Origin of the sequence: Pseudomonas sp. CFBP13508 (assembly GCF_005233515.1) — a bacterium.
GTDB lineage: Bacteria > Pseudomonadota > Gammaproteobacteria > Pseudomonadales > Pseudomonadaceae > Aquipseudomonas > Aquipseudomonas mercuritolerans.
Map to the genome: position 1 here is coordinate 361,443 of NZ_QFZZ01000003.1, position 24,263 is coordinate 385,705.

At 60.7% G+C, this 24,263-nt stretch carries 19 protein-coding genes and 2 pseudogenes; 7 read left to right on the forward strand and 14 right to left on the reverse strand.

The genetic code is table 11. From position 1 onward, the window contains the following. Window positions 1–14: 14 nt before the first annotated feature. Entirely contained in the window at window positions 15–1,373 is a 1,359-nt protein-coding gene (locus tag PspCFBP13508_RS10040) for a glutamine synthetase family protein (RefSeq protein ID WP_016772658.1), read from the reverse strand. A gap of 333 nt (window positions 1,374–1,706) precedes the next feature. Beyond that, window positions 1,707–1,823, reverse strand: a pseudogene (locus PspCFBP13508_RS27625) (gamma-glutamyl-gamma-aminobutyrate hydrolase family protein); the annotation flags it as partial. 278 nt (window positions 1,824–2,101) lie between these two features. On the opposite strand from PspCFBP13508_RS27625, the gene PspCFBP13508_RS10045 reads away from it, so the two are divergent. Together PspCFBP13508_RS10045 and PspCFBP13508_RS10050 are read left to right on the forward strand one after the other, a co-directional pair. Beyond that, entirely contained in the window at window positions 2,102–3,478 is a 1,377-nt protein-coding gene (locus tag PspCFBP13508_RS10045; protein WP_039757469.1) for a glutamine synthetase family protein, read from the forward strand. Between the two features lie 315 nt (window positions 3,479–3,793). Further along, on the forward strand, window positions 3,794–4,426 hold the full coding sequence (locus PspCFBP13508_RS10050) for a TetR/AcrR family transcriptional regulator (protein ID WP_137214353.1): 633 nt from the start codon (window positions 3,794–3,796) through the stop codon (window positions 4,424–4,426). Window positions 4,427–4,586: 160 nt separating this feature from the next. On the opposite strand, the gene PspCFBP13508_RS10055 is transcribed toward PspCFBP13508_RS10050, so the two are convergent. The 8 genes from PspCFBP13508_RS10055 to PspCFBP13508_RS10090 all read right to left on the reverse strand — a co-directional run bounded on the left by PspCFBP13508_RS10055 (window position 4,587) and on the right by PspCFBP13508_RS10090 (window position 11,940). Beyond that, on the reverse strand, window positions 4,587–4,802 hold the full coding sequence (locus PspCFBP13508_RS10055; protein ID WP_003229256.1) for a TOBE domain-containing protein: 216 nt from the start codon (window positions 4,800–4,802) through the stop codon (window positions 4,587–4,589). Window positions 4,803–4,908: 106 nt separating this feature from the next. Beyond that, complete coding sequence (gene ssuB / locus PspCFBP13508_RS10060) at window positions 4,909–5,715, reverse strand: aliphatic sulfonates ABC transporter ATP-binding protein (protein WP_137214354.1); 807 nt, start codon at window positions 5,713–5,715, stop codon at window positions 4,909–4,911. Next, window positions 5,712–6,494: an aliphatic sulfonate ABC transporter permease SsuC gene (gene ssuC, locus PspCFBP13508_RS10065; protein ID WP_003229260.1), complete on the reverse strand. Its 783-nt coding sequence runs from the start codon at window positions 6,492–6,494 to the stop codon at window positions 5,712–5,714. The genes ssuB and ssuC overlap by 4 nt, the downstream gene beginning before the upstream one ends. A 9-nt stretch (window positions 6,495–6,503) precedes the next feature. Then, window positions 6,504–7,652: an FMNH2-dependent alkanesulfonate monooxygenase gene (gene ssuD / locus PspCFBP13508_RS10070; protein WP_137214355.1), complete on the reverse strand. Its 1,149-nt coding sequence runs from the start codon at window positions 7,650–7,652 to the stop codon at window positions 6,504–6,506. Window positions 7,653–7,677: 25 nt separating this feature from the next. After that, entirely contained in the window at window positions 7,678–8,652 is a 975-nt protein-coding gene (locus tag PspCFBP13508_RS10075; RefSeq protein WP_110644464.1) for a sulfonate ABC transporter substrate-binding protein, read from the reverse strand. 89 nt (window positions 8,653–8,741) lie between these two features. Further along, on the reverse strand, window positions 8,742–9,335 hold the full coding sequence (gene ssuE, locus PspCFBP13508_RS10080; protein WP_137214356.1) for an NADPH-dependent FMN reductase: 594 nt from the start codon (window positions 9,333–9,335) through the stop codon (window positions 8,742–8,744). Window positions 9,336–9,650: 315 nt separating this feature from the next. Next, window positions 9,651–10,289, reverse strand: coding sequence for a peroxiredoxin (locus PspCFBP13508_RS10085; protein ID WP_024014725.1), 639 nt, complete (start codon window positions 10,287–10,289; stop codon window positions 9,651–9,653). 292 nt (window positions 10,290–10,581) lie between these two features. Then, window positions 10,582–11,940, reverse strand: a complete 1,359-nt coding sequence (locus PspCFBP13508_RS10090) for an OprD family porin (protein ID WP_137214357.1) — start codon at window positions 11,938–11,940, stop codon at window positions 10,582–10,584. A 364-nt stretch (window positions 11,941–12,304) separates the two neighbouring features. Here PspCFBP13508_RS10090 and tauA point away from each other — a divergent pair, with 364 nt between their 5' ends. Further along, window positions 12,305–13,294 (forward strand): taurine ABC transporter substrate-binding protein, encoded by a 990-nt coding sequence (gene tauA / locus PspCFBP13508_RS10095; protein WP_137214358.1) that lies wholly within the window; start codon window positions 12,305–12,307, stop codon window positions 13,292–13,294. Between the two features lie 136 nt (window positions 13,295–13,430). Here tauA and argA read toward each other — a convergent pair whose 3' ends face one another. Both argA and argE read right to left on the reverse strand, forming a co-directional pair. Next, window positions 13,431–14,732 carry an amino-acid N-acetyltransferase gene (argA, locus tag PspCFBP13508_RS10100; RefSeq protein ID WP_016772647.1) on the reverse strand — a complete coding sequence of 434 codons (1,302 nt, stop codon included), beginning with the start codon at window positions 14,730–14,732 and terminating at the stop codon, window positions 13,431–13,433. A 233-nt stretch (window positions 14,733–14,965) separates the two neighbouring features. Further along, window positions 14,966–16,111, reverse strand: coding sequence for an acetylornithine deacetylase (argE, locus tag PspCFBP13508_RS10105; protein WP_137214359.1), 1,146 nt, complete (start codon window positions 16,109–16,111; stop codon window positions 14,966–14,968). A 156-nt stretch (window positions 16,112–16,267) separates the two neighbouring features. On the opposite strand from argE, the gene PspCFBP13508_RS10110 reads away from it, so the two are divergent. Next, a complete protein-coding gene (locus PspCFBP13508_RS10110) occupies window positions 16,268–17,638 on the forward strand; it encodes a CYTH domain-containing protein (RefSeq protein ID WP_137214360.1) in 1,371 nt (456 codons plus the stop codon). Between the two features lie 157 nt (window positions 17,639–17,795). On the opposite strand, the gene PspCFBP13508_RS10115 is transcribed toward PspCFBP13508_RS10110, so the two are convergent. After that, window positions 17,796–18,260 carry an Lrp/AsnC family transcriptional regulator gene (locus tag PspCFBP13508_RS10115; RefSeq protein ID WP_024014730.1) on the reverse strand — a complete coding sequence of 155 codons (465 nt, stop codon included), beginning with the start codon at window positions 18,258–18,260 and terminating at the stop codon, window positions 17,796–17,798. Window positions 18,261–18,386: 126 nt separating this feature from the next. Here PspCFBP13508_RS10115 and PspCFBP13508_RS10120 point away from each other — a divergent pair, with 126 nt between their 5' ends. The 3 genes from PspCFBP13508_RS10120 (at window position 18,387) to PspCFBP13508_RS10130 (ending at window position 20,987) form a co-directional block, all read left to right on the forward strand. Beyond that, window positions 18,387–18,725: a hypothetical protein gene (locus PspCFBP13508_RS10120; protein ID WP_137214361.1), complete on the forward strand. Its 339-nt coding sequence runs from the start codon at window positions 18,387–18,389 to the stop codon at window positions 18,723–18,725. A gap of 92 nt (window positions 18,726–18,817) precedes the next feature. Then, a complete protein-coding gene (locus tag PspCFBP13508_RS10125; RefSeq protein WP_024014732.1) occupies window positions 18,818–20,602 on the forward strand; it encodes a GspE/PulE family protein in 1,785 nt (594 codons plus the stop codon). 64 nt (window positions 20,603–20,666) lie between these two features. Next, window positions 20,667–20,987, forward strand: a complete 321-nt coding sequence (locus PspCFBP13508_RS10130; RefSeq protein WP_172667868.1) for a DUF2388 domain-containing protein — start codon at window positions 20,667–20,669, stop codon at window positions 20,985–20,987. A gap of 186 nt (window positions 20,988–21,173) precedes the next feature. Here the strand turns inward: PspCFBP13508_RS10130 and gcvP are convergent. Continuing rightward, window positions 21,174–24,039 (reverse strand): annotated as a pseudogene (gcvP, locus tag PspCFBP13508_RS10135) (aminomethyl-transferring glycine dehydrogenase). Window positions 24,040–24,263: the final 224 nt, after the last annotated feature.

Below are 24,263 nucleotides of genomic sequence, written 5' to 3' on the forward strand. Positions count from 1 at the left end.
CCGCGCCCGGCGTATCAGACGGCGAAGAGCAGGTACTCACGCTCCCAGGAACTGATCACGCGCTTGAAGTTTTCATGCTCGGCCCGCTTGACCGCGACGTAGCCGGTGATGAAGGTTTTGCCGAGGTACTTCTCGATGGTCGCGCTGTTTTCCATGCGCTCCAGCGCGTCCTCGATGGTCAGCGGCAGGCGCAGGTTGCGGCGCTCGTAACCACGGCCGACCACTGGCGCGCTCGGGTTCAGGCCCTCGACCATGCCGATGTAGCCGCAGAGCAGGCTTGCAGCGATCGCCAGGTACGGGTTGGCGTCGGCGCCCGGCAGGCGGTTTTCCACGCGGCGGTTCTGCGGGCCGGCATCCGGTACGCGCAGGCCGACGGTACGGTTCTCTTCGCCCCACTCGACGTTTACCGGTGCCGAAGTGTCCGGGAGGAAGCGGCGGAACGAGTTGACGTTCGGTGCGAACAGCGGCAACAGCTCGGGGATCAGTTTCTGCAAGCCACCGATGTGGTGCAGGAATAGTTGACTCATGGTTCCGTCTTCGTTGGAGAAGACGTTCTTGCCGGTCTGAATGTCGATGATGCTCTGGTGCAGGTGCATGGCGCTGCCCGGCTCACCGGTCATTGGCTTGGCCATGAACGTCGCCGCTACGTCGTGCTTGAGCGCGGCTTCGCGCATGGTGCGCTTGAACACCAGAATCTGATCGGCCAGCGACAGGGCGTCACCGTGACGGAAGTTGATTTCCATCTGCGCCGTGCCGTCTTCGTGGATCAGCGTATCGAGGTCCAGCTCCTGCAATTCGCACCAGTCGTAGACGTCTTCGAACAGTGGGTCGAATTCGTTGGCCGCTTCAATGGAGAACGACTGCCGGCCGATTTCCGGACGGCCCGAGCGGCCGATCGGCGGCTGCAACGGATAGTCGGGGTCGTCGCTGCGCTTGGTCAGGTAGAACTCCATTTCCGGCGCGACGATCGGCTGCCAGCCCTTGTCGGCATACAGCTTCAAGACTTTCTTGAGGACGTTGCGCGGCGACAGCTCGATCGGGTTGCCTTGCTTGTCGTAGGTGTCGTGGATCACCTGCGCAGTCGGCTCGATGGCCCAAGGCACCAGGTACACGGCGTTCTGGTCGGGGCGGCAGATCATGTCGATGTCGGCCGGGTCGAGCAGTTCGTAATAGATGTCGTCTTCGACGTAGTCGCCGGTCACGGTCTGCAGCAGCACGCTCTCCGGCAGACGCATGCCTTTCTCGGCGATGAACTTGTTGGTCGGCGAAATCTTGCCCCGGGTAATACCGGTCAAGTCGCCGATCATGCATTCGACTTCTGTGATCTTGCGGTCTTTCAACCAATCGGTGAGCTGGTCGAGGTTGTTACTCATAAATGCCTCTGGGCTGAGTCTCCTGACGCGATGTCAGGCAATTTTGACGCTTGCGGCGTCGCGTTGAAGGGGGCTTGCTCGCGCAGTGCCGGCTTACGCCTGGCACCGCGCATAGACAATGAAAGAGGAGCTTACCTGCCCTTGACGCTGGCGTTGCATTTCCCGTGCACTTTGCAAACGTGCAGAATCACAAGCATGACGCTGAGTGCGGCACGGGCTTTGGGAGGGAAAGAGTTCTATAGTGGAAGGAGACGCCATAAAGCGGATGCTGTGCCCGACATCCAGAATATCGGACGCTGCCGTTTTGCCGGATGTTGACGAGCGTGTCGTCGACAGGCTGCGCGCCTTGCTGGCTGCGCTAGGGACGGATTGATCGCCACTGATGTGATGAGCATGCAGACCGGACTGTTGCGAGCAGTCGGTGATGCCGATTAACGGCAGGCGAGACATGAAGCACCCCGGTATTATTGCTGTTATGGGTTTGACCGGAGCTTAGCCTTGTTCATTTTTTTCCACAACACCCCCGTAAAAAATACAACACGGCCTGCTCAAGCCCGCAGCTGAGCAACGTTCAAGGTTTGAAAAAACGCCCCAAAGTGCCCCATAAATGCCCTCAAAGCGCTTTTTCGGGGCAAAAAAGGCCTCGCTTGACTTCGGCAGGCCGTTCGGGTTGACTGAAACCAGAAAAGATCAATGATTGATATTTTTAACAACAAAGGTGTTGCATCATGTCGGTACCCCCGCGTGCCGTTCAGCTTAACGAAGCGAACGCGTTCCTTAAGGAACATCCTGAGGTTCTGTACGTTGACCTTCTGATTGCGGATATGAATGGTGTGGTGCGCGGCAAGCGCATCGAACGCACCAGCCTCCACAAGGTTTACGAGAAAGGCATAAACCTGCCGGCCTCTCTATTTGCTCTGGATATCAACGGCTCCACGGTGGAAAGCACCGGGCTGGGCCTGGACATCGGCGACGCCGATCGCATCTGCTATCCGATCCCCGATACCCTGTGCAACGAGCCATGGCAGAAGCGCCCGACCGCGCAGCTGTTGATGACCATGCACGAACTCGAAGGCGATCCGTTCTTCGCCGATCCCCGTGAAGTGCTGCGCCAGGTGGTGACCAAGTTCGACGAGCTCGGCCTGACCATCTGCGCCGCCTTCGAACTCGAGTTCTACCTGATCGACCAGGAAAACGTGAACGGCCGTCCGCAGCCGCCACGCTCGCCGATCTCCGGCAAACGCCCGCACTCGACGCAGGTCTACCTGATCGACGACCTCGACGAATACGTCGACTGCCTCCAGGACATTCTGGAAGGTGCCAAAGAGCAAGGCATCCCGGCCGATGCGATCGTCAAGGAAAGTGCCCCGGCGCAGTTCGAAGTGAACCTGCACCACGTCGCCGACCCGATCAAGGCCTGCGACTACGCCGTCCTGCTCAAGCGTCTGATCAAGAACATCGCCTACGACCATGAAATGGACACCACCTTCATGGCCAAGCCGTATCCGGGCCAGGCGGGCAATGGTCTGCACGTACACATTTCGATTCTGGACAAAGCCGGCAAAAATATTTTTGCCAGCGAGGATCCCGAGCAGAACGCCGCGCTGCGTCACGCGATCGGCGGTGTGCTCGAGACCCTGCCGGCGCAGATGGCTTTCCTCTGCCCGAACGTCAATTCCTACCGTCGCTTCGGCGCGCAGTTCTACGTACCGAACTCGCCGTGCTGGGGCCTGGACAACCGCACCGTGGCGATTCGCGTACCGACCGGCTCTGCCGATGCCGTACGTATCGAGCACCGCGTGGCCGGCGCGGACGCCAACCCGTACCTGCTGATGGCTTCGGTACTGGCCGGCGTGCACCACGGTCTGGTCAACCAGATCGAACCGGGCGCGCCTGTCGAAGGCAACAGCTACGAACAAAACGAGCAGAGCCTGCCGAACAACTTGCGCGATGCCCTGCGCGAGCTGGACGACAGCGAGGTGATGGCCAAGTACATCGATCCGAAGTACATCGATATCTTCGTCGCCTGCAAGGAAAGCGAGCTGGAGGAGTTCGAACACTCCATCTCCGACCTTGAGTACAACTGGTATCTGCATACCGTGTAAGCGTTGTAACGTCCAAAGGAACGCCGTTGGCTTCGCGCCCACGGCGTTTTTTTATGGCCGCCTGCGGCGGTTCGCTGGCAAGCCAGCTCCCACAAGGGCGGGGTATTGATTCTGTGGCGAGGGGATTTATCCCCGTTCGGCTGCGAAGCAGTCGTAAAACCTGATGACCAGATTTTGCTGATACACCGCATTGGCTGGATTTGGGGTCGCTTCGCTACCCAACGGGGATAAATCCCCCCGCCACAGTCTGCCACTCAGGAATGTCGAACACCGGGCGCTCCGCGTACAATGCCCGCTGCCCCGCAGGAGACTTCCATGACGCGTCCCGCCACCGTTCGCAAACCCCGTGCCCGCAGCCAGGCGCGGATCGATTCGATACTCGATGCCGCGCGCACGCTGCTGGCGGCCGAGGGCGTGGCCAGTCTGTCGATCTACAGCGTCGCCGAGCGCGCGCAGATTCCGCCCTCTTCCGTATATCACTTCTTCGCCAGCGTCCCGGCGCTGCTTGAAGCCCTGACCGCCGATGTCCACGCAGCCTTCCGCGCCTGCCTGCAAGCGCGGATCGACCACGACGCGTTACGCGACTGGCGAGACCTGTCGCGACTGGTCGAACAGCGCATGCTCGAGATCTACGACCAGGATGCGGCCGCGCGGCAATTGATTCTGGCGCAACACGGCCTGACCGAAGTGACCCAGGCTGACCGCCAGCACGATCTGGAACTGGGCGACCTGATGCACAAGTTGTTCGACCAGCATTTCGAATTGCCGAGGCTGCCGGACGATGTCGATGTGTTTGCCCTGGCGATGGAGCTGGGCGACCGGGTTTATGCTCGTTCGGTGCAGCAGCACGGGCAGATCACCCCGCGCATGGCTGAGGAAGGGATGCGCGTGTTTGATGCCTATATCGGGTTGTACCTTCCGCCATATTTACCCAAAAGAAATCTCTAGCGCATGCACCGGCCCTTTCGCGAGCAGGCTCGCTCCCACATTTGAAATGCGTTCCCCTGTGGGAGCGAGCCTGCTCGCGAAAGCCGCGCCGCCGAATCCGCGACAGGCACAAAAAACCCCGCAGGGCTCACACCCTCGGGGTTGTTTTTTGTTCATCGGCTTACAACTTGGCGATCGACACCTCGGTGGATTTCACAAAGGCGATCACCTCACTGCCGACCACCAACTCCAACTCTTTCACAGAGCGTGTAGTGATCACCGAAGTGACGATGCCCGAAGCGGTCTGCACGTCGATTTCCGACAGCACGTCGCCGAGGACGATTTCCTTGATCGAGCCTTTGAACTGGTTGCGCACGTTGATGGCTTTGATAGTCATGGCATTTCTCCTAGGATCGAAATGAGCTGCAAGCGGCAAGCTATAAGCTGCAAGTAAAAGCACCAGGCTTGTTCTTGCGGCTTGTAGCTTGAAGCTTGCAGCTGCTTCATTGCGCCCAGCGCAATTGCGCAGGCAGGGGTGAAACGGGTTCCGGCGCCGGCGGTTCGCCGGGCAGGGACAGAACACGGTTGAGCACTTCGGTTTCCAGTGCGGCGAGGCGATGCGAGCCACGCACCCTGGGGCGCGGCAGATCGACGTGCAGGTCGAGGCCGACTTCGCCGTCCTCGATCAGGATCACCCGATCGGCAATCGCCACCGCTTCACTGACGTCGTGGGTCACCAGCAGCACGGTGAAGCCGTGTTGCTGCCAGAGCCGTTCGATCAGTTGCTGCATTTCAATGCGGGTCAGTGCATCCAGTGCGCCGAGCGGTTCGTCGAGCAACAGCAGGCGCGGCTGATGAATCAGCGCCCGGGCCAGCGCGACACGCTGCTTCTGGCCACCGGACAAAGCCGCCGGCCATTCATTGGCGCGATCCGCCAGGCCCACGGCTTCCAGTGCATCCAGCGCTTGCTGGCGCCAGTTGCCCTTGAGGCCGAGACCGACGTTGTCGATGATCCTTTTCCACGGCAGCAGCCGCGCTTCCTGGAACATCAGCCGCGTATCGTCGCGCGCCTGGCTGAGCGGCGCGGAGCCGGCCAGCAGGTCGCCGCCAGTGGGTTGATCGAGGCCGGCGAGCAAGCGCAAGAACGTGCTCTTGCCACAACCGCTGCGCCCGACCACGGCGACAAACTGCCCCGCCGGAATGTGCAGATCGATGTCGCGCAGCACCTGCCGCGCGCCGAAGGTTTTTTGCAGGTTGCGCACCGCCAGCGGAATCCCGCGCAACAAGCGTGGAGGTTGTTGAGCGGTCATGCCGCACCTCCCTTGGCAACCTGATAGGCCGGGTGCCAGCGCAGCCACACACGTTCAAGTCCACGGGCGGCGAGGTCGGCGAGTTTGCCGAGCACCGCGTAAAGCAGGATCGCCAGCACCACCACGTCGGTCTGCAAGAACTCTCGAGCGTTCATCGCCAGATAACCGATACCGGAGCTGGCCGAGATGGTTTCAGCGACGATCAGCGTCAGCCACATGAAGCCCAACGCGAAGCGCACGCCGACCAGAATCGACGGCAACGCACCCGGCAGAATCACCTGCCAGAACAGGCTGAAACCGCTCAGGCCATAACTGCGCGCCATCTCCACCAACGCCGGGTCGACGTTGCGGATGCCGTGATAAGTGTTCAGGTAAATCGGAAACAAGGTGCCCAGCGCCACAAGGAAAATCTTCGCTGACTCGTCGATGCCGAACCACAGGATCACCAGCGGAATCAGTGCCAGATGCGGCACGTTGCGGATCATCTGCACCGAGCTGTCGAGCAGGCGCTCGCCCCACTTCGACAGGCCGGTGATGAAACCCAGCACCAGACCGATGCTGCCGCCGATGGTGAAACCGAGTGCTGCGCGCCAGCCGCTGATCGCCAGGTGGGTCCAGATCTCGCCGCTGCGCACCAGACTGACGCCGGCTTCGATCACCGCCACCGGTGCCGGCAGAATCCGCGTCGACAACCAACCGGCCGACACCGACAACTGCCACACCGCCAGCAGCAACACCGGCAACGCCCAGGGCGCGAGGCTGTGGATAATTTTCTTCATGGCCGCGCCTCAGCTCTGCGACGCGGCTTTGGGCAGGATGTCGTTGGCGACCATCTCGCCGAACGGACTGACATAGCCGGCGCTCTTCGGCAGTTCCGGGCGTTCAACGTCGAGGTGTGGGAACAGCAGCTCGGCCACCCGATACGACTCTTCGAGGTGTGGATAACCGGAGAAGATGAAGGTGTCGATGCCCAGATCGGCGTATTCCTTGACCCGCGCCGCCACGGTCGGGCCGTCACCGACCAGTGCGGTACCGGCACCGCCGCGCACCAGACCGACGCCGGCCCAGAGGTTCGGGCTGACTTCAAGGTTGTCGCGGCTGCCGCCGTGCAGCGCGGCCATGCGTTGCTGGCCGACTGAATCGAAGCGCGCCAGCGAAGCCTGGGCACGTTTGATGGTGTCGTCATCCAGATGCGAAATCAGCCGATCCGCCGCTTGCCAGGCTTCAGCGTTGGTTTCCCGGACGATCACATGCAGGCGAATACCGAAGCGTACGGTGCGACCGAGCCTGGCGGCTTTGGCGCGAACCTGGGCAATCTTCTCGGCCACCGCTGCCGGCGGCTCGCCCCAGGTCAGGACCATTTCCACTTGCTCGGCGGCCAGATCCTGCGCCGCTTCCGAAGAGCCACCGAAATACAGCGGCGGACGCGGTTGCTGGATCGGCGGGTAGAGCAGCTTGGCGCCTTTGACGCTGATGTGCTCGCCGTCGTAATCGACGGTTTCGCCTTCCAGCACACGACGCCAGATGCGGGTGAATTCCACCGAGGCTTGATAGCGTTCTTCATGGTTGAGGAACAGACCGTCCCCGGCCAATTCCTCCGGGTCGCCACCGGTGACCAGATTGAACAGCGCACGCCCGCCGGACAAACGATCCAGCGTCGCTGCCTGCCGCGCCGCGACCGTCGGGGAAATGATCCCGGGGCGCAGGGCGACGAGGAATTTCAAACGCTGGGTCACCGGAATCAGCGAGGCTGCCACCAGCCACGAGTCTTCGCAGGAACGCCCGGTCGGAATCAGCACCCCGCCAAAACCCAGACGATCCGCCGCTTGCGCGACCTGTTGCAGATAACCGTGATCAACCGCGCGGGCGCCTTCGGCGGTGCCAAGGTAATGGCCGTCGCCGTGGGTAGGCAGGAACCAGAAGATGTTGAGGCTCATGGAGTGGTCTCCTTGTGGATTCGAATTACTGGGCTTGGGAGCTTTGGGCCACAGCGGCCGGCGGGGTCCAGATCACATCCTTGATGCTCAACGGCTTGGGAATCAGCTTGAGCTGGAAGAACGTGTCGGCGATTTTCTGTTGCGCGGCGACCACTTCCGGAGTCAGGAACAGCGCGCCGTAGCCTTGGCGTTTCACCGAGGTCAGGGTGATGTCCGCCGGCAGGCCAAGCAGTGGCGCGACCTGTTGCGTCACGTCTTCGGGATTGGCTTGCGACCATTCACCAACCGCGCGCACCTCTTCCACGAGGGTCTTGATCACCTCGGGATTTTTCTGCGCGTAAGGTTTGGTCGCGAGATAGAACTGGTGGTTGTCGACGATGCCTTTGCCATCGCGCAGGGTGTGCGCTTGCAGTTGTTTCTCGGCAGCGGCCTGATACGGATCCCAGATGACCCAGGCGTCGACACTGCCACGTTCGAACGCAGCGCGGGCATCGGCCGGTGGCAGGAACACGGTCTGAATATCGCTGTACTTGAGGCCGGCGTCTTCCAGCGCGCGCACCAGCAGGTAGTGCACGTTGGAGCCTTTGTTCAGGGCGACTTTCTTGCCTTTGAGGTCGGCCACCGATTTGATCGGCGAGTCCTTCGGCACGAGGATCGCTTCGCTGTTCGGCGCTGGCGGTTCGTAGGCAACGTAGAGCAGATCAGCGCCGGCAGCTTGAGCGAAAACCGGTGGGGTTTCGCCGGTCACGCCGAAATCGATCGAGCCAACGTTGAGGCCTTCGAGCAGTTGCGGGCCGCCGGGAAACTCGGTCCATTGCACGTCGACGCCTTGCGCGGCGAGGCGTTTTTCCAGCGTGCCTTTGGCTTTGAGCAGCACCAGCGTGCCGTACTTCTGATAACCGATCCGCAATGTCTCGGCTTGAGCTTGGGTGATGGCGCCGAAGGTGACAGCCGCAGCAAACAGAGCGACCAGACCACGACGCAAAAATACAGTGCGCATAGCGCTCTCCTTTTTGCTGTTGGGTTTTGGCTGCACCTGCTTGGCCGTTGGCGGGCGAGTAAGGCGAGTACTTCAAATTTCGATGAGGCTTAAATGCTCCAGCGAGCACTCAACAAACGTTCGTTCAGCAGGCCTGGCTCCAACGGTTTCGGCCGGCGCGCCATGGCGCCGATGAACTGGTCCAGGGCCTCGTGCAAGCGTTGCTCCAGGGCCGGCGCCAGTTGCGCGGCGGCACTGCCTTCGCCATAAGCGATCTGGCTGTCCTCGGCGAAAATGCCCTGAAGCATTTCCTGGGCCTTGAGTGCCGACAGCACAGGCTTGAGGGCGTAATCGACCACCAGCATGTGGGCGATGCTGCCGCCGGTAGCCATCGGCAAGACTACCTTGTGATTCAAGGCACGCTCGGGGAGCAGATCCAGCAGGGTCTTCAGCGCACCGGAAAACGAGGCCTTGTACACCGGCGTGGCGATAAGCAAACCGTCGGCATTTTCGATCTGTTGCAGCAGGTCGAGGACCTTCGGGCTGTCGAAGCGGGCGTGGAGCAGATCCTCGGCCGGGAAGTCCCTTACCTGATAACTCACCACTTCCACCCCTTGCTGTTGCAACCAGCGTTGCGAACGCTCCAGCAGCACCCCGGAACGGGAGCGCAGGCTGGGGCTGCCACCGAGTGAGACGACCAGCATTGCAGATTCCTTTAAGCGTTACAGGCGATTCGCAGGCTGCGATCTCGCTTCAATGACAGTGACCTTACCAGTTGATTTATATATCCATAAATCATATTTGTTCATTTGGTTATGCGTTTAAGAGATATGCCGTCCAGCAGATTTCAGGCGAAAAAAAAGGCCGTCGAAACGGCCGAAATTCCCCTGCGTTGTGATTCCGGATTCTCAAGTGCCTGGGCTGGCGCCTTCGCGAGCAGGCTCGCTCCCACAGGGGAATGCATTGCAAATGTGGGAGCGAGCCTGCTCGCGAAAGCGGCGGTGACTACACCGCAAATCTTATTTGTTCGGCTGCGGCGTCAGGCGCAGGTACGGCTTCACCGCGCGATAGCCTTTGGGGAAGCGCTGCTTGATCTCGTCTTCGTCCTTGAGCGACGGCACGATCACCACCTCTTCACCGTCCTGCCAGTTGGCCGGGGTGGCCACCTTGTAATTGTCGGTGAGCTGCAGCGAGTCGATCACCCGCAGGATCTCGTGGAAATTGCGCCCGGTGCTGGCCGGGTAGGTAATGGTCAGGCGGATCTTCTTGTTCGGATCGATGACGAACAGTGAACGTACGGTCAGGGTGTCATTGGCATTCGGGTGGATCAGGTCGTAGAGATCGGAGACCTTGCGATCGGCATCGGCCAGGATCGGGAAATTGACGATAGTGTTCTGGGTTTCGTTGATGTCCTCGATCCACTTGTGGTGCGAGTCCACCGGGTCGACCGACAGCGCGATGGCCTTGACGCCACGCTGGCTGAATTCATCCTTGAGCTTGGCGGTGAAGCCCAGCTCGGTGGTGCACACCGGTGTGAAGTCCGCCGGATGGGAAAACAGCACGCCCCAGCTATCGCCCAGCCATTCGTGGAAACGAATCTTGCCGGCGCTGGAGTCCTGTTCGAAATCGGGGGCGATGTCGCCGAGTCTGAGGCTCATGGTGCTGCTCCTGGTGAGGGATGGGAGACAACAACTGTAGCTCGGGATCAATCAGTGTGAAAAAGAATAAATAACTAGATATCTAGATCATTAGTGAATATTAAACATCTGTTCATTGGACACCAGACGGCATCGCGACGAACATCCAACACAAGGTTCGAGAAGGCCTTGAGTTGCAGCAAAGAGGGAAATCGAGAAAGGCTTACGGGGGTGAGCCTGACTCGAAACGCAAAAGCCCCGCCCGGCGCGATGCCGGACGGGGCTTTTTTTTGCTTCAGTTGCTCGAGCGCTATTACAACAGCGGGATCGAGTAGCTGAGGATCAGGCGGTTTTCGTCCTGGTCGCGTTGACCAGCGATGTCGGTGCGCCAGGTAGCGTTTTTCCACATCACGCCCACGTTTTTCAACGGGCCTTCCGGAACAACGTACGCCACGGTCAGATCGCGTTCCCACTCGGAAGCGCCATTGGAGGTTTGCACACGGCTCGCGTAGGTATCGACGTTGTCGCCACGCAGGTAAACCATGCCTGCGGTCAGGCCAGGCACGCCAACCTTGGCGAAGTCATAGGAGTAACGTGCTTGCCAGGTGCGCTCGCCGGCACGGTTGAACTTCTGGATCTGCATGTCGGTGATGGTGTAGTTCGACGAACCATCGCCCTGGTTCAGCCAAGGGAAGTCGCTGCTACCGTTGGAAACCTGATAACCGCCACCGAAGGTATGACCAGCAACGGTGTACAGGAACAAGCCGCTGTACAGATTGTTGTCGACCTTGCCTTTGCCGTTACCCAGCGAACTGTTGCCGTAGGCACCGTTGCTGAAATAGGCAGATTCATCGCCATTACGACCGTCGTCGGAGCTATTGAAGTAACGGAAGTCGGACTTCAGCACGCCAGGGCCGATCGACCAGTTATGCACCAGACCCAGGAAATGCTGCTTGTAGAAGTTTTCCAGGTTGCCGTAGTAGTACTGGGCCGTCAGGTCTTTGGTGATCTTGTAATCGCCACCGGCATAGATGAACTTGTTGCTGTTCGCGGTGCGCGCATTTGCACCACCGATGGACAGCTGTTCATTGTTGCTGGAGTTACGACCTTTCACATGCTCGATCTGGCCACCGACCAGAGTCAGGTCCTTGATCTCGCCGGAGGTGATCTGGCCACCCTGCCAGGTTTGCGGCAGCAGACGACCATCGTTGGTGACGATCACCGGGTTCTTCGGCTGCAGAGTACCCAGCTTCAGTTCGGTCTGGGAGATCTTGGCCTTGGCCGTCAGACCCAGGCTGGAGAAGTTATCAACAGCTTCGCCATTGGATTCGCTTGGGAAAACAGTGCCGCCGTAAGCAGTGCCTGGGCCACCGCCGGAGGCAACGTTACCGTTGGTGCCGCCGCCCGAATCCAGACGTACGCCCAACAGGCCGATGGCATCGATACCGAAGCCGACGGTGCCTTGGGTGTAACCGGAGATGAAACGCAGATCGAAGCCTTGGCCCCATTCTTCGTTGCGACTAGGTTCGGCGTTGCCGTTACGGTTATCAGTGTTGATATAGAAGTTACGCAGACCCAGAGTAGCCTTGCTGTCTTCGATGAAACCGGCGGCGCCTGCCTGCTGCGCCATAACCCCAACGGCCACAGCCAGGGCCAAGGTGGACTTGTTCATGTATCGCTCCTCTCGTTCTAATTCTTGTGTTCCTGGTTCGGGGTCGATTTGCCCTGAATCCTAAGATTCGCGATTAGCGCCAGACCGTGACTGCCAAGTCAATCGTAACCTTGTATGTCTACGACCATCGTCTAATCGCTAGTGATTTGGTCCCTGCAGCGTAAAGACTTCCTGATAATCCCAAAAAGAATTTATTCATTCTTTTTCATACCATTCGGGTATATGGCCCATTAATGGCCATCCGCGCCGGGAAATAGCGTATCGGCGCCTAAGCTCATTCCTAAATGGTATTTGTTGACCTTTTTTTAGATCGATTAGCTTTGCCGTACTCCCAACACGGCAAATCCCATCGAAAAGGCGACGCATCATGGCGAAACGCGCACTATCAAGTCAATTTGTTACAGTTTGTGTGTCGGCACTGTTTTGTTTTTCCGCACAGGCCGCCGGTCTGATTGTGGGCTATCAAACCGGCATCGACCCGAGCAAGGTGCCGCAGGCCGATGGTGTTTATGAAAAAACCATCGGCGAGAAGATCGAGTGGCGGCGTTTCAACAGCGGCCCGGAAGTCGTCACAGCCATTGCTTCCGGCGACGTGCAGATCGGCAACCTTGGCTCAAGCCCACTGGCAGCAGCTGCTTCACGCAATCTGCCGATCGTGGCGTTTATCGTTTCGGCGCAGATCAATGCCGCCGAAGCCTTGGTGGTGCGCAACGGCAGCGGCATCGATAAACCGCAGGACCTGATCGGTAAAACCATCGCCACACCGTTCGTGTCGACCTCGCACTACAGTCTGCTTGGGGCGCTGAAGCACTGGGGCCTGAATACTTCGCAAGTCAAAGTGGTCAACCTGCAACCGGCGGAAATCGCCGCCGCGTGGAAGCGTGGCGACATCGACGGGGCGTTTGTCTGGTCGCCGGCGCTAGGCGAGATCCGCAAGACCGGCAAGACCCTGACCGACGCCGCCCAAGTCGGCCAGTGGGGTGCGCCGACCTTTGAGGTGTGGGTAGCGCGCAAGGATTTTGCCGAGAAGCATCCCGAGGTCGTGGCCAGGTTTGCCAAGGTCACCCTGGAGTCGTTCGCTGATTACGCCGCACACAAAGACAGCTGGACGGCCGACTCGGTGCCTGTGCAGAAAATCGCCAAACTGACCGGTGCCAACGCGGCGGACGTTCCGGAACTGCTGGCCGGTTCGGCTTTCCCTGACGCTAAAGCGCAGCAAACCACGGCGCTGCTGGATGGCGGCACCGCGAAGGCCATTGCTGAAACGGCGAAATTCCTGAAGGAACAGGGCAAGGTCGAGACGGTACTGGCGGATTATTCGCCGTACGTCAGCGCCAAGTTCATCTCTGACTGAATGCAGAACCCTGTGGTGAGGGGATTTATCCCCGCTGGACTGCGCAGCAGTCCCCTTGCGTTTCCAGGTGAAAACACAGGGGGCCGCTACGCGCCCCAGCGGGGATAAATCCCCTCGCCACAGACCTCGCTGTTGTTCAGAGGGTCTTTTCGAAGATCTTCGAATTACGCTGGTAGTTGTACAGCGACGCCCGTGCCGCTGGCAGGCGTTCCACGCTGCTAGGCTCGAACCCACGCTCGCGGAACCAGTGCGCAGTACGCGTGGTGAGCACGAACAGGGTTTTCAAACCCTGCGCCCGCGCCCGGGTCTCGATGCGTTCGAGCAATTCGTCACCGCGACCGCCGTGGCGGTATTCCGGGTTCACCGCCAGACACGCCAGCTCGCCGGCATCGGAATCGGCAATCTGATACAGCGCCGCACAGGCGATGATCATCCCTTCACGCTCGACCACGCTGAACTGCTCGATCTCGCGCTCCAGCACTTCCCGCGAACGGCGCACCAGAATGCCCTGCTCTTCCAGCGGACTGATCAGGTCGAGCAGGCCACCGACGTCTTCAATCGCCGCCTCGCGCACCAGTTCGAACTGCTCCTGCGCCACCAGCGTACCGCCACCGTCACGGGTGAACAGTTCGGTCAGCAGTGCGCCGTCTTCGGCGTAACTGACGATATGACTGCGCGCCACGCCGCCACGGCAGGCTTCGGCGGCGGCATCGAGCAACTCCGCTTGATAGTTGCTCATGCCCAGACGCTGCAAATGTGCCGGCACTTGCTGCGGGCGCAGTTCGCGCACCAGTTTGCCGTTCTCGTCGATCAGGCCGAGCTCGGCGCCGAACAACAGCAGCTTGTCCGCGCCCAGATCAATCGCGGCGCGGGTGGCGACATCTTCGCAGGCGAGGTTGAAGATTTCGCCGGTCGGCGAATAGCCCAGCGGCGACAGCAATACGATCGAGCGTTCATCGAGCAGGCGATTGATGCCCTTGCGGTCAACCCGCCGCACTTCACCGGTGTGGTGATAGTCGACACCTTCCAGCACACCGATCGGCCGCGCGGTGACGAGGTTGCCGCTGGCCACGCGCAGGCGCGAGCCCTGCATCGGCGACGAAGCCATGTCCATCGACAGGCGCGCTTCGATGGCGATGCGTAACTGGCCGACCGCATCGATCACACATTCCAGGGTCGCGGCATCGGTGATGCGCATGCCGTGATGGTAATGCGGGGTCAGGCCACGGGCGGCGAGGCGGGTTTCGATCTGCGGGCGTGAACCGTGCACCAGCACCAGACGCACGCCCAGACTGTGCAGCAGGACCAGGTCGTGGACGATATTGCCAAAATTCGGATGCTCGACGCCGTCGCCGGGCAGCATGACGACGAAGGTGCAATCGCGGTGGGCATTGATGTAAGGGGACGCGTGGCGAAGCCAATTGACGTATTCGGGCATGAACCTGGGCCTGTAATAAAGAGCAGCCGAAAAAAGGGGCGAAACGAAAAACGCACAGCGGGCTGATGGTTATCGTCGGAACAGGCTTGGCGACACGCGCGCTCTCCTCATGAATACGGGTTGGATACCCGCTAATTTAACTGTGCCCTGTAGGAGCTGCCGATCTTTTGATGTTGCTTTGAAGATCAAGATCAAAAGATCGCAGCCTTCGGCAGCACCTACAGGGCATGCGTTCAATCCTTCAGGCAGTAATGTTCAATCAACTGCCGAATCAGATGCACGGTAGGCTGCAAACGTGACATTTCAAGGTACTCGCCGGGTTGATGCGCGCAGGCAATGTCGCCGGGGCCGAGGACGATGGTTTCGCAGCCGAGGCGCTGAAGATAAGGCGCTTCGGTGCCGAACGCTACTGCTTCGGCGCGATGGCCGGTGAGCTTTTCAGCGATGCGCACCAGTTCGGCATCCTCGGACTGTTCGAACGGCGGCACTTCCGGGAACAGCGGCTTGTAGTCGATCTTCACCTTATGCCGCTCGGCCACCGGGTTGAGCTTGCGCAGGATTTCCGTGCGCAGCAGATTCGGGTCCATGCCCGGCAGCGGCCGCAGGTCGAACTCCAGCGAACACTGGCCGCAGATGCGATTGGGGTTGTCGCCACCATGGATGCAGCCGAAGTTCATCGTCGGTTGCGGCACGCTGAATTGTGGATTGCTGAATTCGCGCTGCCACAACAGGCGCAGGCCGCGCAGTTCGCCGATGGCATCGTGCATCGCTTCAAGGGCGCTGTGGCCCAGACGCGGATCAGACGAGTGGCCGCTCTGCCCGAGGATGTCGATGCGCTCCATCATGATGCCTTTGTGCATGCGGATCGGCTTGAGCCCGGTCGGCTCGCCGATCACCGCCGCGCGGCCCAGCGGTTGCCCGGCCTCGGCCAGCGCTCGGGCGCCGGACATCGAGCTTTCTTCGTCGCAGGTGGCGAGGATCAGCAGCGGTTGCTTGAACGGCTGATCGAGCAGCGGCCGTACGGCTTCGATGATCAGCGCGAAGAAGCCCTTCATGTCGCAGCTGCCCAGCCCGACCCAGCGGCCATCGACTTCAGTGAGCTTCAGCGGGTCGGTCTGCCACAACGCGTCGTCATAAGGCACGGTGTCGCTGTGCCCGGCCAGCACCAGGCCGCCGGGGCCGCTGCCGATACTGGCGAGCAGATTGAATTTGCCGGGGCTGACCTGCTGGATATCGCAGCTGAAACCCAGGTCACCGAGCCAGCCAGCGAGCAGATCAATGACGGCGCGGTTGGACTGGTCCAGGTTCGGTTGGGTACAGCTGACCGATGGCGCGGCAATCAGCGCGGCGAACTGGTCTTGCATGGACGGCAATGGCATCACTGACTCCAGGTCCCGGATTGAGGCCCACTATAGAACCATCCGGCGCGCGGAATAAACCGCCGCAGGGCGTAGGAAGTTTGACTCCTGTACACTGCACGGCCTTGGCAGCCACCCATTCCCCCGGCTGCGCTCCCGATTCTGGATGTTCCGGCCATGCAAAAAGAAACTGAAATCAAACTCCGCGTCAGCCGCGAAACCCTCGCAGCCCTGCGCGAGCACCCGCTGCTGAAGAAACGCAACAAAAGTGGCTGGGAACGCCGTGAGTTGATGAACCAGTACTTCGACACCCCCGAGCACGACCTCGCCCAGGCCAAAGTCGCCCTGCGCCTGCGCAAGGACGGTGACGAAGTGATTCAGACCCTCAAGACCCGTGGCCAGAGCGTCGCCGGTCTGTCCGAGCGTAATGAGTACGACTGGAAGTTGCCCAAAGCCAAGCTCGACGTAAAGAAACTCGACGGCGAATGCTGGCCCGAGGCACTGGCCGAGCTGGACAAGAAAACCCTCAAGCCGATCTTCACTACCGATTTCGTTCGCGAGCGCGCCGAAATCGCCTGGGGCCGTGGCAAGACCAAAGTGGTCATCGAAGCCGCGCTGGACCTCGGTCACGTCGTGGTCGGCAAGCAGAAGGAAGAAATCTGCGAGCTGGAACTGGAGCTGCGCGAAGGCGAGCCTGCCGCGTTGCTGGAACTGGCTGCCGAACTGGCCGAAACCCTGGCGCTGATGCCATGCGATATCAGCAAGGCCGAGCGTGGTTATCGCCTGCACGACGCCAACAGCTACTCGCTGAGCCTGCCAGCGCCGCAGCTGACCACTGAAACCCGTCTCGACGACGCCTTCGCCGCGCTGAGCTGGCATTTGCTCGGCAGCAGTCAGCGTCTGGCCGAACAATATCGCTTCAACGGTCACTGGCGTCTGTTGCAGGACTGGGTCGAGAACCTCGCGGAAATGCGCGCCCTACTCAGCAGCCTCGGCCAGGCCGCGCCGCGTCAATCGACTCACGACCTGCGCGTGGCCCTTGATGCCTTGCTGGAAGACTGGCGTCCGCTGGTACAGGTCGGCATCGAAGACGAAGACGTGCGCAAGGCCGCGCCGGAGCAGTTCCTCGAAGAGCTGGAAGACCCGCGCTGGGGCCAGTTCTCGCTGAACGCTTCACGCTGGCTGTTGGCCCGCACCTGGACCGCCGACCGCAACACCCGTGGCAACCGTCAGGGTGACGCGCAACTGCACAGCTGGCTGCCGCGTCTGTTGGGCGAAGAAGCCACCGCTCTGCAGCTGCAACGCTATCAGCAGCAACCGGAAGATCTCGCTGAACAACTGCCGCGTATCGAACGCATTCAGGTCTGGTTGCACCACGCGCGCAACGTGCTGGACATCCCGGAAATGGATCGCCTGTACGGTGAGCTGAACAAACTGGCGCAGCTGGCCAACGAGCCGACCATCACCGACGAACTGCTCGATGCGCGCAAGCATCAGGCGATTGCGGTGTACCAGAACCGCGCCTGGAAAATCCTCCTGCGCATGTGATGCCCCTGTGGCGAGGGGATTCATCCCCGCTGGGTCGCAAAGCGGCCCCGCTCTTGAAAAAGCGGGGACTGCTGCGCAGTCCATCGGGGATAAATCCCCTCGCCACAGTAAATACCCCCGCCACAGTAAAATTCCCTCGCCACAAAGGCCATCCCTACTAGACCGGCAGGCTGGTGGTGGACTTGATCTCCGACAGCGCCACGATCGAATTCACTTCCTGTATCCCCGGGACCAGCGACAGCTTCTCGAAGAAGAATCGCTCGTACGCCTCGATGTCCGCCGCGACAATGCGCAGCATGAAATCCACCGCGCCCATCAGCACATAACACTCCAGCACTTCCGGAAAGCCGCGGATCGCCTCGGTGAACTCAGTGAAATTCGAACGCCCGTGAGCGTTGAGTTTGATCTCGGCGAAGATCTGCGTGTTCAGGCCGATCTTCTTGCGATCCAGCAAGGTCACCTGACCGCGAATGATGCCCTCCTCCTTCATCCGCTGAATCCGCCGCCAGCACGGCGATTGCGACAGGCCCACCTGCTCGGCGATCTGCGCGCTCGACAGCGAAGCGTCTTCCTGGAGCAAGGCGAGAATCTTGCGGTCGTAGGCGTCCAGCTCGCTGTGCATAAAAAATCCTCAAAGATCGACTTCAGCGAATCATATCTTTCGATATTTCGCTTTGGACGCCGATCATAGCCAAGAAATACCCCACGCCGAATGTAAAAATTTCTCCAGTGACTTTGGAGACTCGCCATGCCGCACCTTGAAGCCGTGAACAGCCCCGCCGCCCGCGCTGATGTCTGGAACGTCAATAACGCCCACTGCCGGGCGCAGTACCAGATCCTCGCCGAGGCGGAGCCGGATCTGCTGGTGCGGGTGCTGAATCTGTTCGCCTTGCAGTGTCTGACGCCGGAGCAAGTGAGCGTCCAGCGCCAGGACGATCTGCTGTCGATCGACCTGCTCATGAGCGGCCTGAGCTGGCATCGTGCGCAAGTGATCGCGGAAAAACTGCGCAACCTGATCAGCGTCTGCGCGGTGGACCTGCACAACGCCGACGCGGCGTGGCAGGCGCCCGCACAGGCTGCCGGCTGACAAATCCGGCAACGGCTTCGTCGGGTAGTGGCCCAACGGTCAGCGGGGCCACGACTATCCTTTTGCGCATGACGCTTAAAAAGGAAAGCCGCATGTCCGTTCAATTTGTCACTCAGGACCGCTGGCTGGACCTCAATGATGTGTTACGGGAACTGGTCGCCCAAGGCTTCATCTGCCAGGACGCGGCGGAACAGGCGCTCAATGCCCGCCGTCGCCATGCTGCTCACGGGCAGATGCATCCGCTGGAATTCATCGCCAGCCAGCAACTCGACGACCTCAGCCGTCCGGGCAAACATCTGGATCTGGAAAGCCTGACCCTGTGGCTGGCGCAACAGGCCGGTCAGCCGTATTTGCGCATTGATCCGCTGAAAATCAATGTCGCGGCGATCACGCCGCTGATGTCCTATGCCTTCGCCCAGCGCCACAAGATTCTCGCCGTCGCCGTGGACCGCGACTCGGTCACCGTGGCCAGCGCTCAGCCCTACGTCAGCGGTTGGGAAGCTGACCTGACCCACGTATTGAAGCTGCCGATCAAACGGGTCGTGGCCAACCCGGTCGACATCCAGCGCTTCAGCGTCGAGTTTTTCCGGCTGGCCAAATCGGTCAGCGGCGCCAGCAATGCCGACGCCCAGGGCGGCAATCTCGGCAATTTCGAACAACTGCTCAATCTCGGTGCCAGCGATCAGGAGCCGGACGCCAACGACGCGCACATCGTCAACATCGTCGACTGGCTGTTCCAGTACGCCTTCCAGCAGCGCGCCAGCGATATCCACATCGAACCGCGCCGTGAGCACGGCACCGTGCGCTTTCGCATCGACGGCGTGCTGCACAACGTCTATCAATTCCCGCCGCAGGTGACCATGGCGATCGTCAGCCGCCTGAAAAGCCTTGGCCGCATGAACGTCGCGGAAAAGCGCAAACCCCAGGACGGCCGGGTCAAGACCAAGACTCCGGATGGCGGCGAAGTGGAGCTGAGGCTATCGACCTTGCCGACCGCGTTCGGCGAAAAAATGGTCATGCGGATTTTCGATCCGGAAGTGCTGCTGAAGAATTTCGACCAGTTGGGTTTCAGCGCCGACGACCTGCGCCGCTGGCAGGACATGACCCGCCAGCCCAACGGCATCATTCTGGTCACCGGGCCGACCGGTTCCGGCAAGACCACTACCCTGTACACCACGCTGAAAAAACTGGCGACGCCGGAGGTCAACCTCTGCACCATCGAAGATCCGATCGAAATGGTCGAGCCGGCCTTCAACCAGATGCAGGTGCAGCACAACATTGAGCTGACTTTCGCCGCCGGGGTGCGCGCCCTGATGCGGCAGGACCCGGACATCATCATGATCGGCGAGATCCGCGATCTGGAAACGGCCGAAATGGCGATTCAGGCCGCGCTCACCGGGCACTTGGTTCTGTCGACGCTGCACACCAACGACGCGCCAAGCGCCATCAGCCGTTTGCTCGAACTGGGCGTGCCGCATTACCTGATCAAAGCCACCGTGCTCGGCGTCATGGCTCAGCGTCTGGTGCGCACCTTGTGCCCGCATTGCAAGGCGCCGCTGACGCTCGAGGATGAAGACTGGCAAACCCTGACCCGGCCCTGGCAAGCGCCACTGCCGAGCAATGCGCAACGGGCGATCGGGTGCCTGGAATGCCGCGATACCGGTTATCGCGGCCGCGCCGGGGTCTACGAAATCATGCAACTGAGTGACAGCCTCAAGGCGCTGATCACCCCGGATACCGACCTCACCGCGATCCGCCGCCAGGCCTTCAAGGAAGGCATGCGCAGCCTGCGCCTGTCCGGCGCGCAGAAAGTTGCGGCGGGGCTGACCACGGTGGAGGAAGTGCTGCGGGTGACACCGCAAAGTGAGTTGAAATGAGTCGGCACGGAACTGGATTGGGGATCGGCTATCCAACGCCGTAGTCAATCCCAGGAGTCACCTCATCATGCGTCTCAAACTCGCTGTCGCCACCTTGGCCCTGCTGTCGCTTCCCGTTGGTTCGGCCATGGCGGACAGCTTTTGGCGTAACGTCATCTCCTCCGGCGCCACCACCGGTTCGACCTACCTGACGTTCAAGGATCACAAGCTGATCGTCGCCGCCCAGGACGACGCCGGCAGCTTCGTCGCCAGCGACGGCGGCATCCGTGGCCCGTACCTGGAAGCAGCCATGCAGAAAGTCCGCGCCGACAACCCGGGCCTGCAGGCTTCGGACATGGAACTGGCGAACGCAATCCTGGCGAAGAACGCCGTGGCTTCCGAGTAAGCCTCGCACCCTGAAAAATGCCGCTCGATCGAGCGGCATTTTTTTGCCCGGATTACCGCCTCACCACCATGCCTTGTGGGAGCGAGCCTGCTCGCGAAAGCGGTGAGCCAGTCACCGAAAATGCTGGCTGGACGATTGCTTTCGCGAGCAGGCTCGCTCCCACAGGGACGGTGGTGGATTTAGAGATCAGCGGTAATCATCCACCGGGACACAGGCGCAATACAGGTTGCGATCGCCGTAGACGTTATCCACCCGATTCACCGCCGGCCAATATTTGTGCAAGCGCGTGTGCGTATCCGGGGTGATGCCCTGTTCGATGCTGTAGGGCCGTTCCCAGATTCCAGTGACATCGGCCAGGGTATGCGGCGCGCGTTTGAGCGGGTTGTCTTCGCCCGGCCAGTTGCCCTTCTGCACTTCATTGATCTCGGCGCGAATGCTCAGCATCGCCGCGATGAAACGGTCGAGTTCTGCCTTGGATTCGCTCTCGGTCGGCTCGACCATCAACGTACCCGGTACCGGGAAGGACATGGTCGGCGCGTGGAAGCCGTAATCCATCAGCCGCTTGGCAACGTCTTCCTCGCTGATGCCGGTCTGCGCCTTCAGTGGGCGCAGATCAAGAATGCATTCATGGGCCACGCGGCCATTGCGCCCGGTGTAGAGCACCGGGAACGCGCCGGACAAATGCTGCGCCAGATAATTCGCCGCCAGAATCGCCACCTCGCTGGCGTCCGCCAGTTGCGGCCCCATCATGGCGATGTACATCCAGCTGATCGGCAAAATGCTCGCACTGCCCCACGGCGCTGCGCTGACTGCGCCGTTCTGCGCCAGCGGCCCGTCGATCGGCACCACCGGCGACGAACGGCGCCAGATGCGCGCGAACGCCGATCGGGCCCATGCCCGGCCCGCCGCCGCCATGGGGAATGCAAAAGGTCTTGTGCAGATTCATGTGCGACACGTCGGCGCCAATGTCCGCCGGCCTGGCCAGGCCGACCTGGGCATTGAGATTGGCGCCATCCATATACACCTGGCCGCCATGCTGATGGATCACTGCGCAGATTTCGCTGATGCCTTCCTCGTAAACGCCGTGGGTCGACGGATAGGTTGCCATCAGGCACGACAACTTGTTCCCGGCCTCGGCGGCTTTCAGCTGCAAATCATCCAGATCAACGTTGCCCGCCTCATCGCATTCGACAATGACCACACGCATCCCGGCCATCTGCGCCGAGGCCGGGTTGGTGCCGTGGGCCGACGACGGAATCAGGCAGATATCTCGCGCGCCCTCCCCTCGGCTCTCGTGATATTTACGGATCGCCAGGAGCCCGGCGTATTCGCCCTGGGCGCCGGAATTGGGCTGCATGCAGATCGCATCGAAACCAGTGATCGCGCAGAGCCACCGCTCAAGTTCTTCGATCATCAGTGTGTAACCGACAGCCTGCTCCCTCGGCACGAAGGGATGCAGATTGGCGAACTGCGGCCAGGTGATCGGGATCATCTCGCTGGTGGCGTTGAGCTTCATCGTGCACGAGCCCAGCGGGATCATCGATTGGTTGAGCGCCAGATCCTTGTTTTCCAGCTGTTTGAGGTAACGCAGCATCTCGGTTTCGCTGTGGTGAGCGTTGAACACCGGATGGCGCAGGTACGGTGTGCTGCGCTGAAGATGCTCTGGGATTCCACAAGCCATGTCTTCGCCATCCAGCGCATCGACGTTCAAGCCGTGATCAGCCCCGAGCAGCACGTCGAACAGTTTCGCCACGGTGTGTTCATCACAGGTCTCATCCAGACTCAGACCGACGCGGCCGCGACCAAGAATGCGCAGGTTGATCTGCGCTGCCTGAGCACTTTCGATGATCGCCGTTTGCGCACCGCCGACCTCCAGCGTCAGCGTGTCGAAGAACTGCCTGTTGAGCCGTTTGATGCCGTTGCGCTCAAGGCCGGCGGCGAGGATGCAGGTCAGGCGATGCACGCGCTGGGCGATACGCTTCAAACCCTCGGGGCCGTGATACACCGCATAACAACTGGCGATATTGGCCAGCAGCACCTGCGCGGTGCAGATGTTCGAATTGGCTTTCTCGCGGCGAATATGTTGCTCGCGGGTTTGCAGGGCCATGCGCAGCGCCACGTTGCCGCGAGCATCTTTCGACACACCGATGATCCGCCCCGGAATCGCTCGTTTGTATTCCTCGCGGCTGGCGAAGAACGCCGCGTGCGGGCCGCCATAACCCATCGGCACACCGAAACGCTGGGACGAACCGAGCACCACATCGGCACCCAACTCACCCGGCGGAGTCAGCACCAGCAGGCTGAGCAAATCGGTGGCGACACAGGCCAGCGCCTGTTGCGCGTGCAGGTGGTTGATCAAGGGTTTGAGATCGCGGATTTCGCCGTGGGTGTCGGGGTATTGCAGCAGCGCGCCGAATACCTCGTGCTGCGCCAGGTTATCCACCGTGTCGACGATCAGCTCGAAGCCGAAACCTTCGGCGCGGGTCTGTACCACGGAGAGAGTTTGCGGATGGCAATTTTCATCCACAAAAAACAGATTGCTCTTCGACTTCGCCACGCGCTTGGCCAAAGCCATGGCTTCGGCCGCTGCGGTAGCCTCATCGAGCAGCGAGGCGTTGGCCAGTTCCAGGCCGGTGAGGTCGATGGTCAGTTGCTGAAAATTGAGCAACGCTTCGAGCCGGCCCTGGGCGATCTCTGGTTGATATGGGGTGTACGCGGTGTACCAACCGGGATTTTCCAGCACGTTGCGCAAGATGACGGTCGGCGTGACAGTGCCGTGATAGCCCATGCCGATCAGGCTGGTGAACAGCTGATTCTGCTCGGCATAACCGCGCAGTTTCGCCAGCGCAGTCTGTTCGTCGAGGGCCGGCGGCAGATCCAGTGCGCGATTGAAGCGAATGCCCGGCGGCACGGTCTGCTCGATCAGCTCGGCGCGACTGCCAAGGCCAAGGCTGTCGAGCATCGCCTGCTGCTCGGCGGCATCCGGGCCGAGGTGGCGGCGCAGAAAGGCTTCGGGATCGCGTAACTGGCTCAGGGACGGCGACTGGGACATGACGGGCTCTCCTGGCTGGCGCTTGGCGTCAATGACACGGTCAAACCAGCATAGCAGGCGAATTTTCAAGATCACGCCGCCCCTGTGGGAGCGAGCCTGCTCGCGGAAGCGGTGTTTCAGAAACCTTGGCATTGACTGATATGGCGCTTTCGCGAGCAGGCTCGCTCCCACAAAGGGATATTCGGCGCCCATAAAAAAGCCCCGACGAATCGGGGCTTTGAGTG

Excerpts from the sequence above, each read along its gene's own strand:
- ssuE (WP_137214356.1), bottom strand. The coding sequence starts at position 9,335 with ATGCTGGTCGTCTCACTCGGTGGCAGCCCCAGCCTGCGCTCCCGTTCC.
- argA (WP_016772647.1), bottom strand. The coding sequence starts at position 14,732 with ATGCCCGAATACGTCAATTGGCTTCGCCACGCGTCCCCTTACATCAAT.
- PspCFBP13508_RS10040 (WP_016772658.1), bottom strand. The coding sequence starts at position 1,373 with ATGAGTAACAACCTCGACCAGCTCACCGATTGGTTGAAAGACCGCAAG.
- argE (WP_137214359.1), bottom strand. The coding sequence starts at position 16,111 with ATGCCATTGCCGTCCATGCAAGACCAGTTCGCCGCGCTGATTGCCGCG.
- PspCFBP13508_RS10120 (WP_137214361.1), top strand. The coding sequence starts at position 18,387 with ATGCCGCACCTTGAAGCCGTGAACAGCCCCGCCGCCCGCGCTGATGTC.
- PspCFBP13508_RS10115 (WP_024014730.1), bottom strand. The coding sequence starts at position 18,260 with ATGCACAGCGAGCTGGACGCCTACGACCGCAAGATTCTCGCCTTGCTC.
- PspCFBP13508_RS10075 (WP_110644464.1), bottom strand. The coding sequence starts at position 8,652 with ATGCGCACTGTATTTTTGCGTCGTGGTCTGGTCGCTCTGTTTGCTGCG.
- ssuD (WP_137214355.1), bottom strand. The coding sequence starts at position 7,652 with ATGAGCCTCAACATCTTCTGGTTCCTGCCTACCCACGGCGACGGCCAT.
- PspCFBP13508_RS10090 (WP_137214357.1), bottom strand. The coding sequence starts at position 11,940 with ATGAACAAGTCCACCTTGGCCCTGGCTGTGGCCGTTGGGGTTATGGCG.
- PspCFBP13508_RS10050 (WP_137214353.1), top strand. The coding sequence starts at position 3,794 with ATGACGCGTCCCGCCACCGTTCGCAAACCCCGTGCCCGCAGCCAGGCG.
- ssuC (WP_003229260.1), bottom strand. The coding sequence starts at position 6,494 with ATGAAGAAAATTATCCACAGCCTCGCGCCCTGGGCGTTGCCGGTGTTG.
- PspCFBP13508_RS10110 (WP_137214360.1), top strand. The coding sequence starts at position 16,268 with ATGCAAAAAGAAACTGAAATCAAACTCCGCGTCAGCCGCGAAACCCTC.
- ssuB (WP_137214354.1), bottom strand. The coding sequence starts at position 5,715 with ATGACCGCTCAACAACCTCCACGCTTGTTGCGCGGGATTCCGCTGGCG.
- PspCFBP13508_RS10085 (WP_024014725.1), bottom strand. The coding sequence starts at position 10,289 with ATGAGCCTCAGACTCGGCGACATCGCCCCCGATTTCGAACAGGACTCC.
- PspCFBP13508_RS10125 (WP_024014732.1), top strand. The coding sequence starts at position 18,818 with ATGTCCGTTCAATTTGTCACTCAGGACCGCTGGCTGGACCTCAATGAT.
- PspCFBP13508_RS10045 (WP_039757469.1), top strand. The coding sequence starts at position 2,102 with ATGTCGGTACCCCCGCGTGCCGTTCAGCTTAACGAAGCGAACGCGTTC.
- PspCFBP13508_RS10055 (WP_003229256.1), bottom strand. The coding sequence starts at position 4,802 with ATGACTATCAAAGCCATCAACGTGCGCAACCAGTTCAAAGGCTCGATC.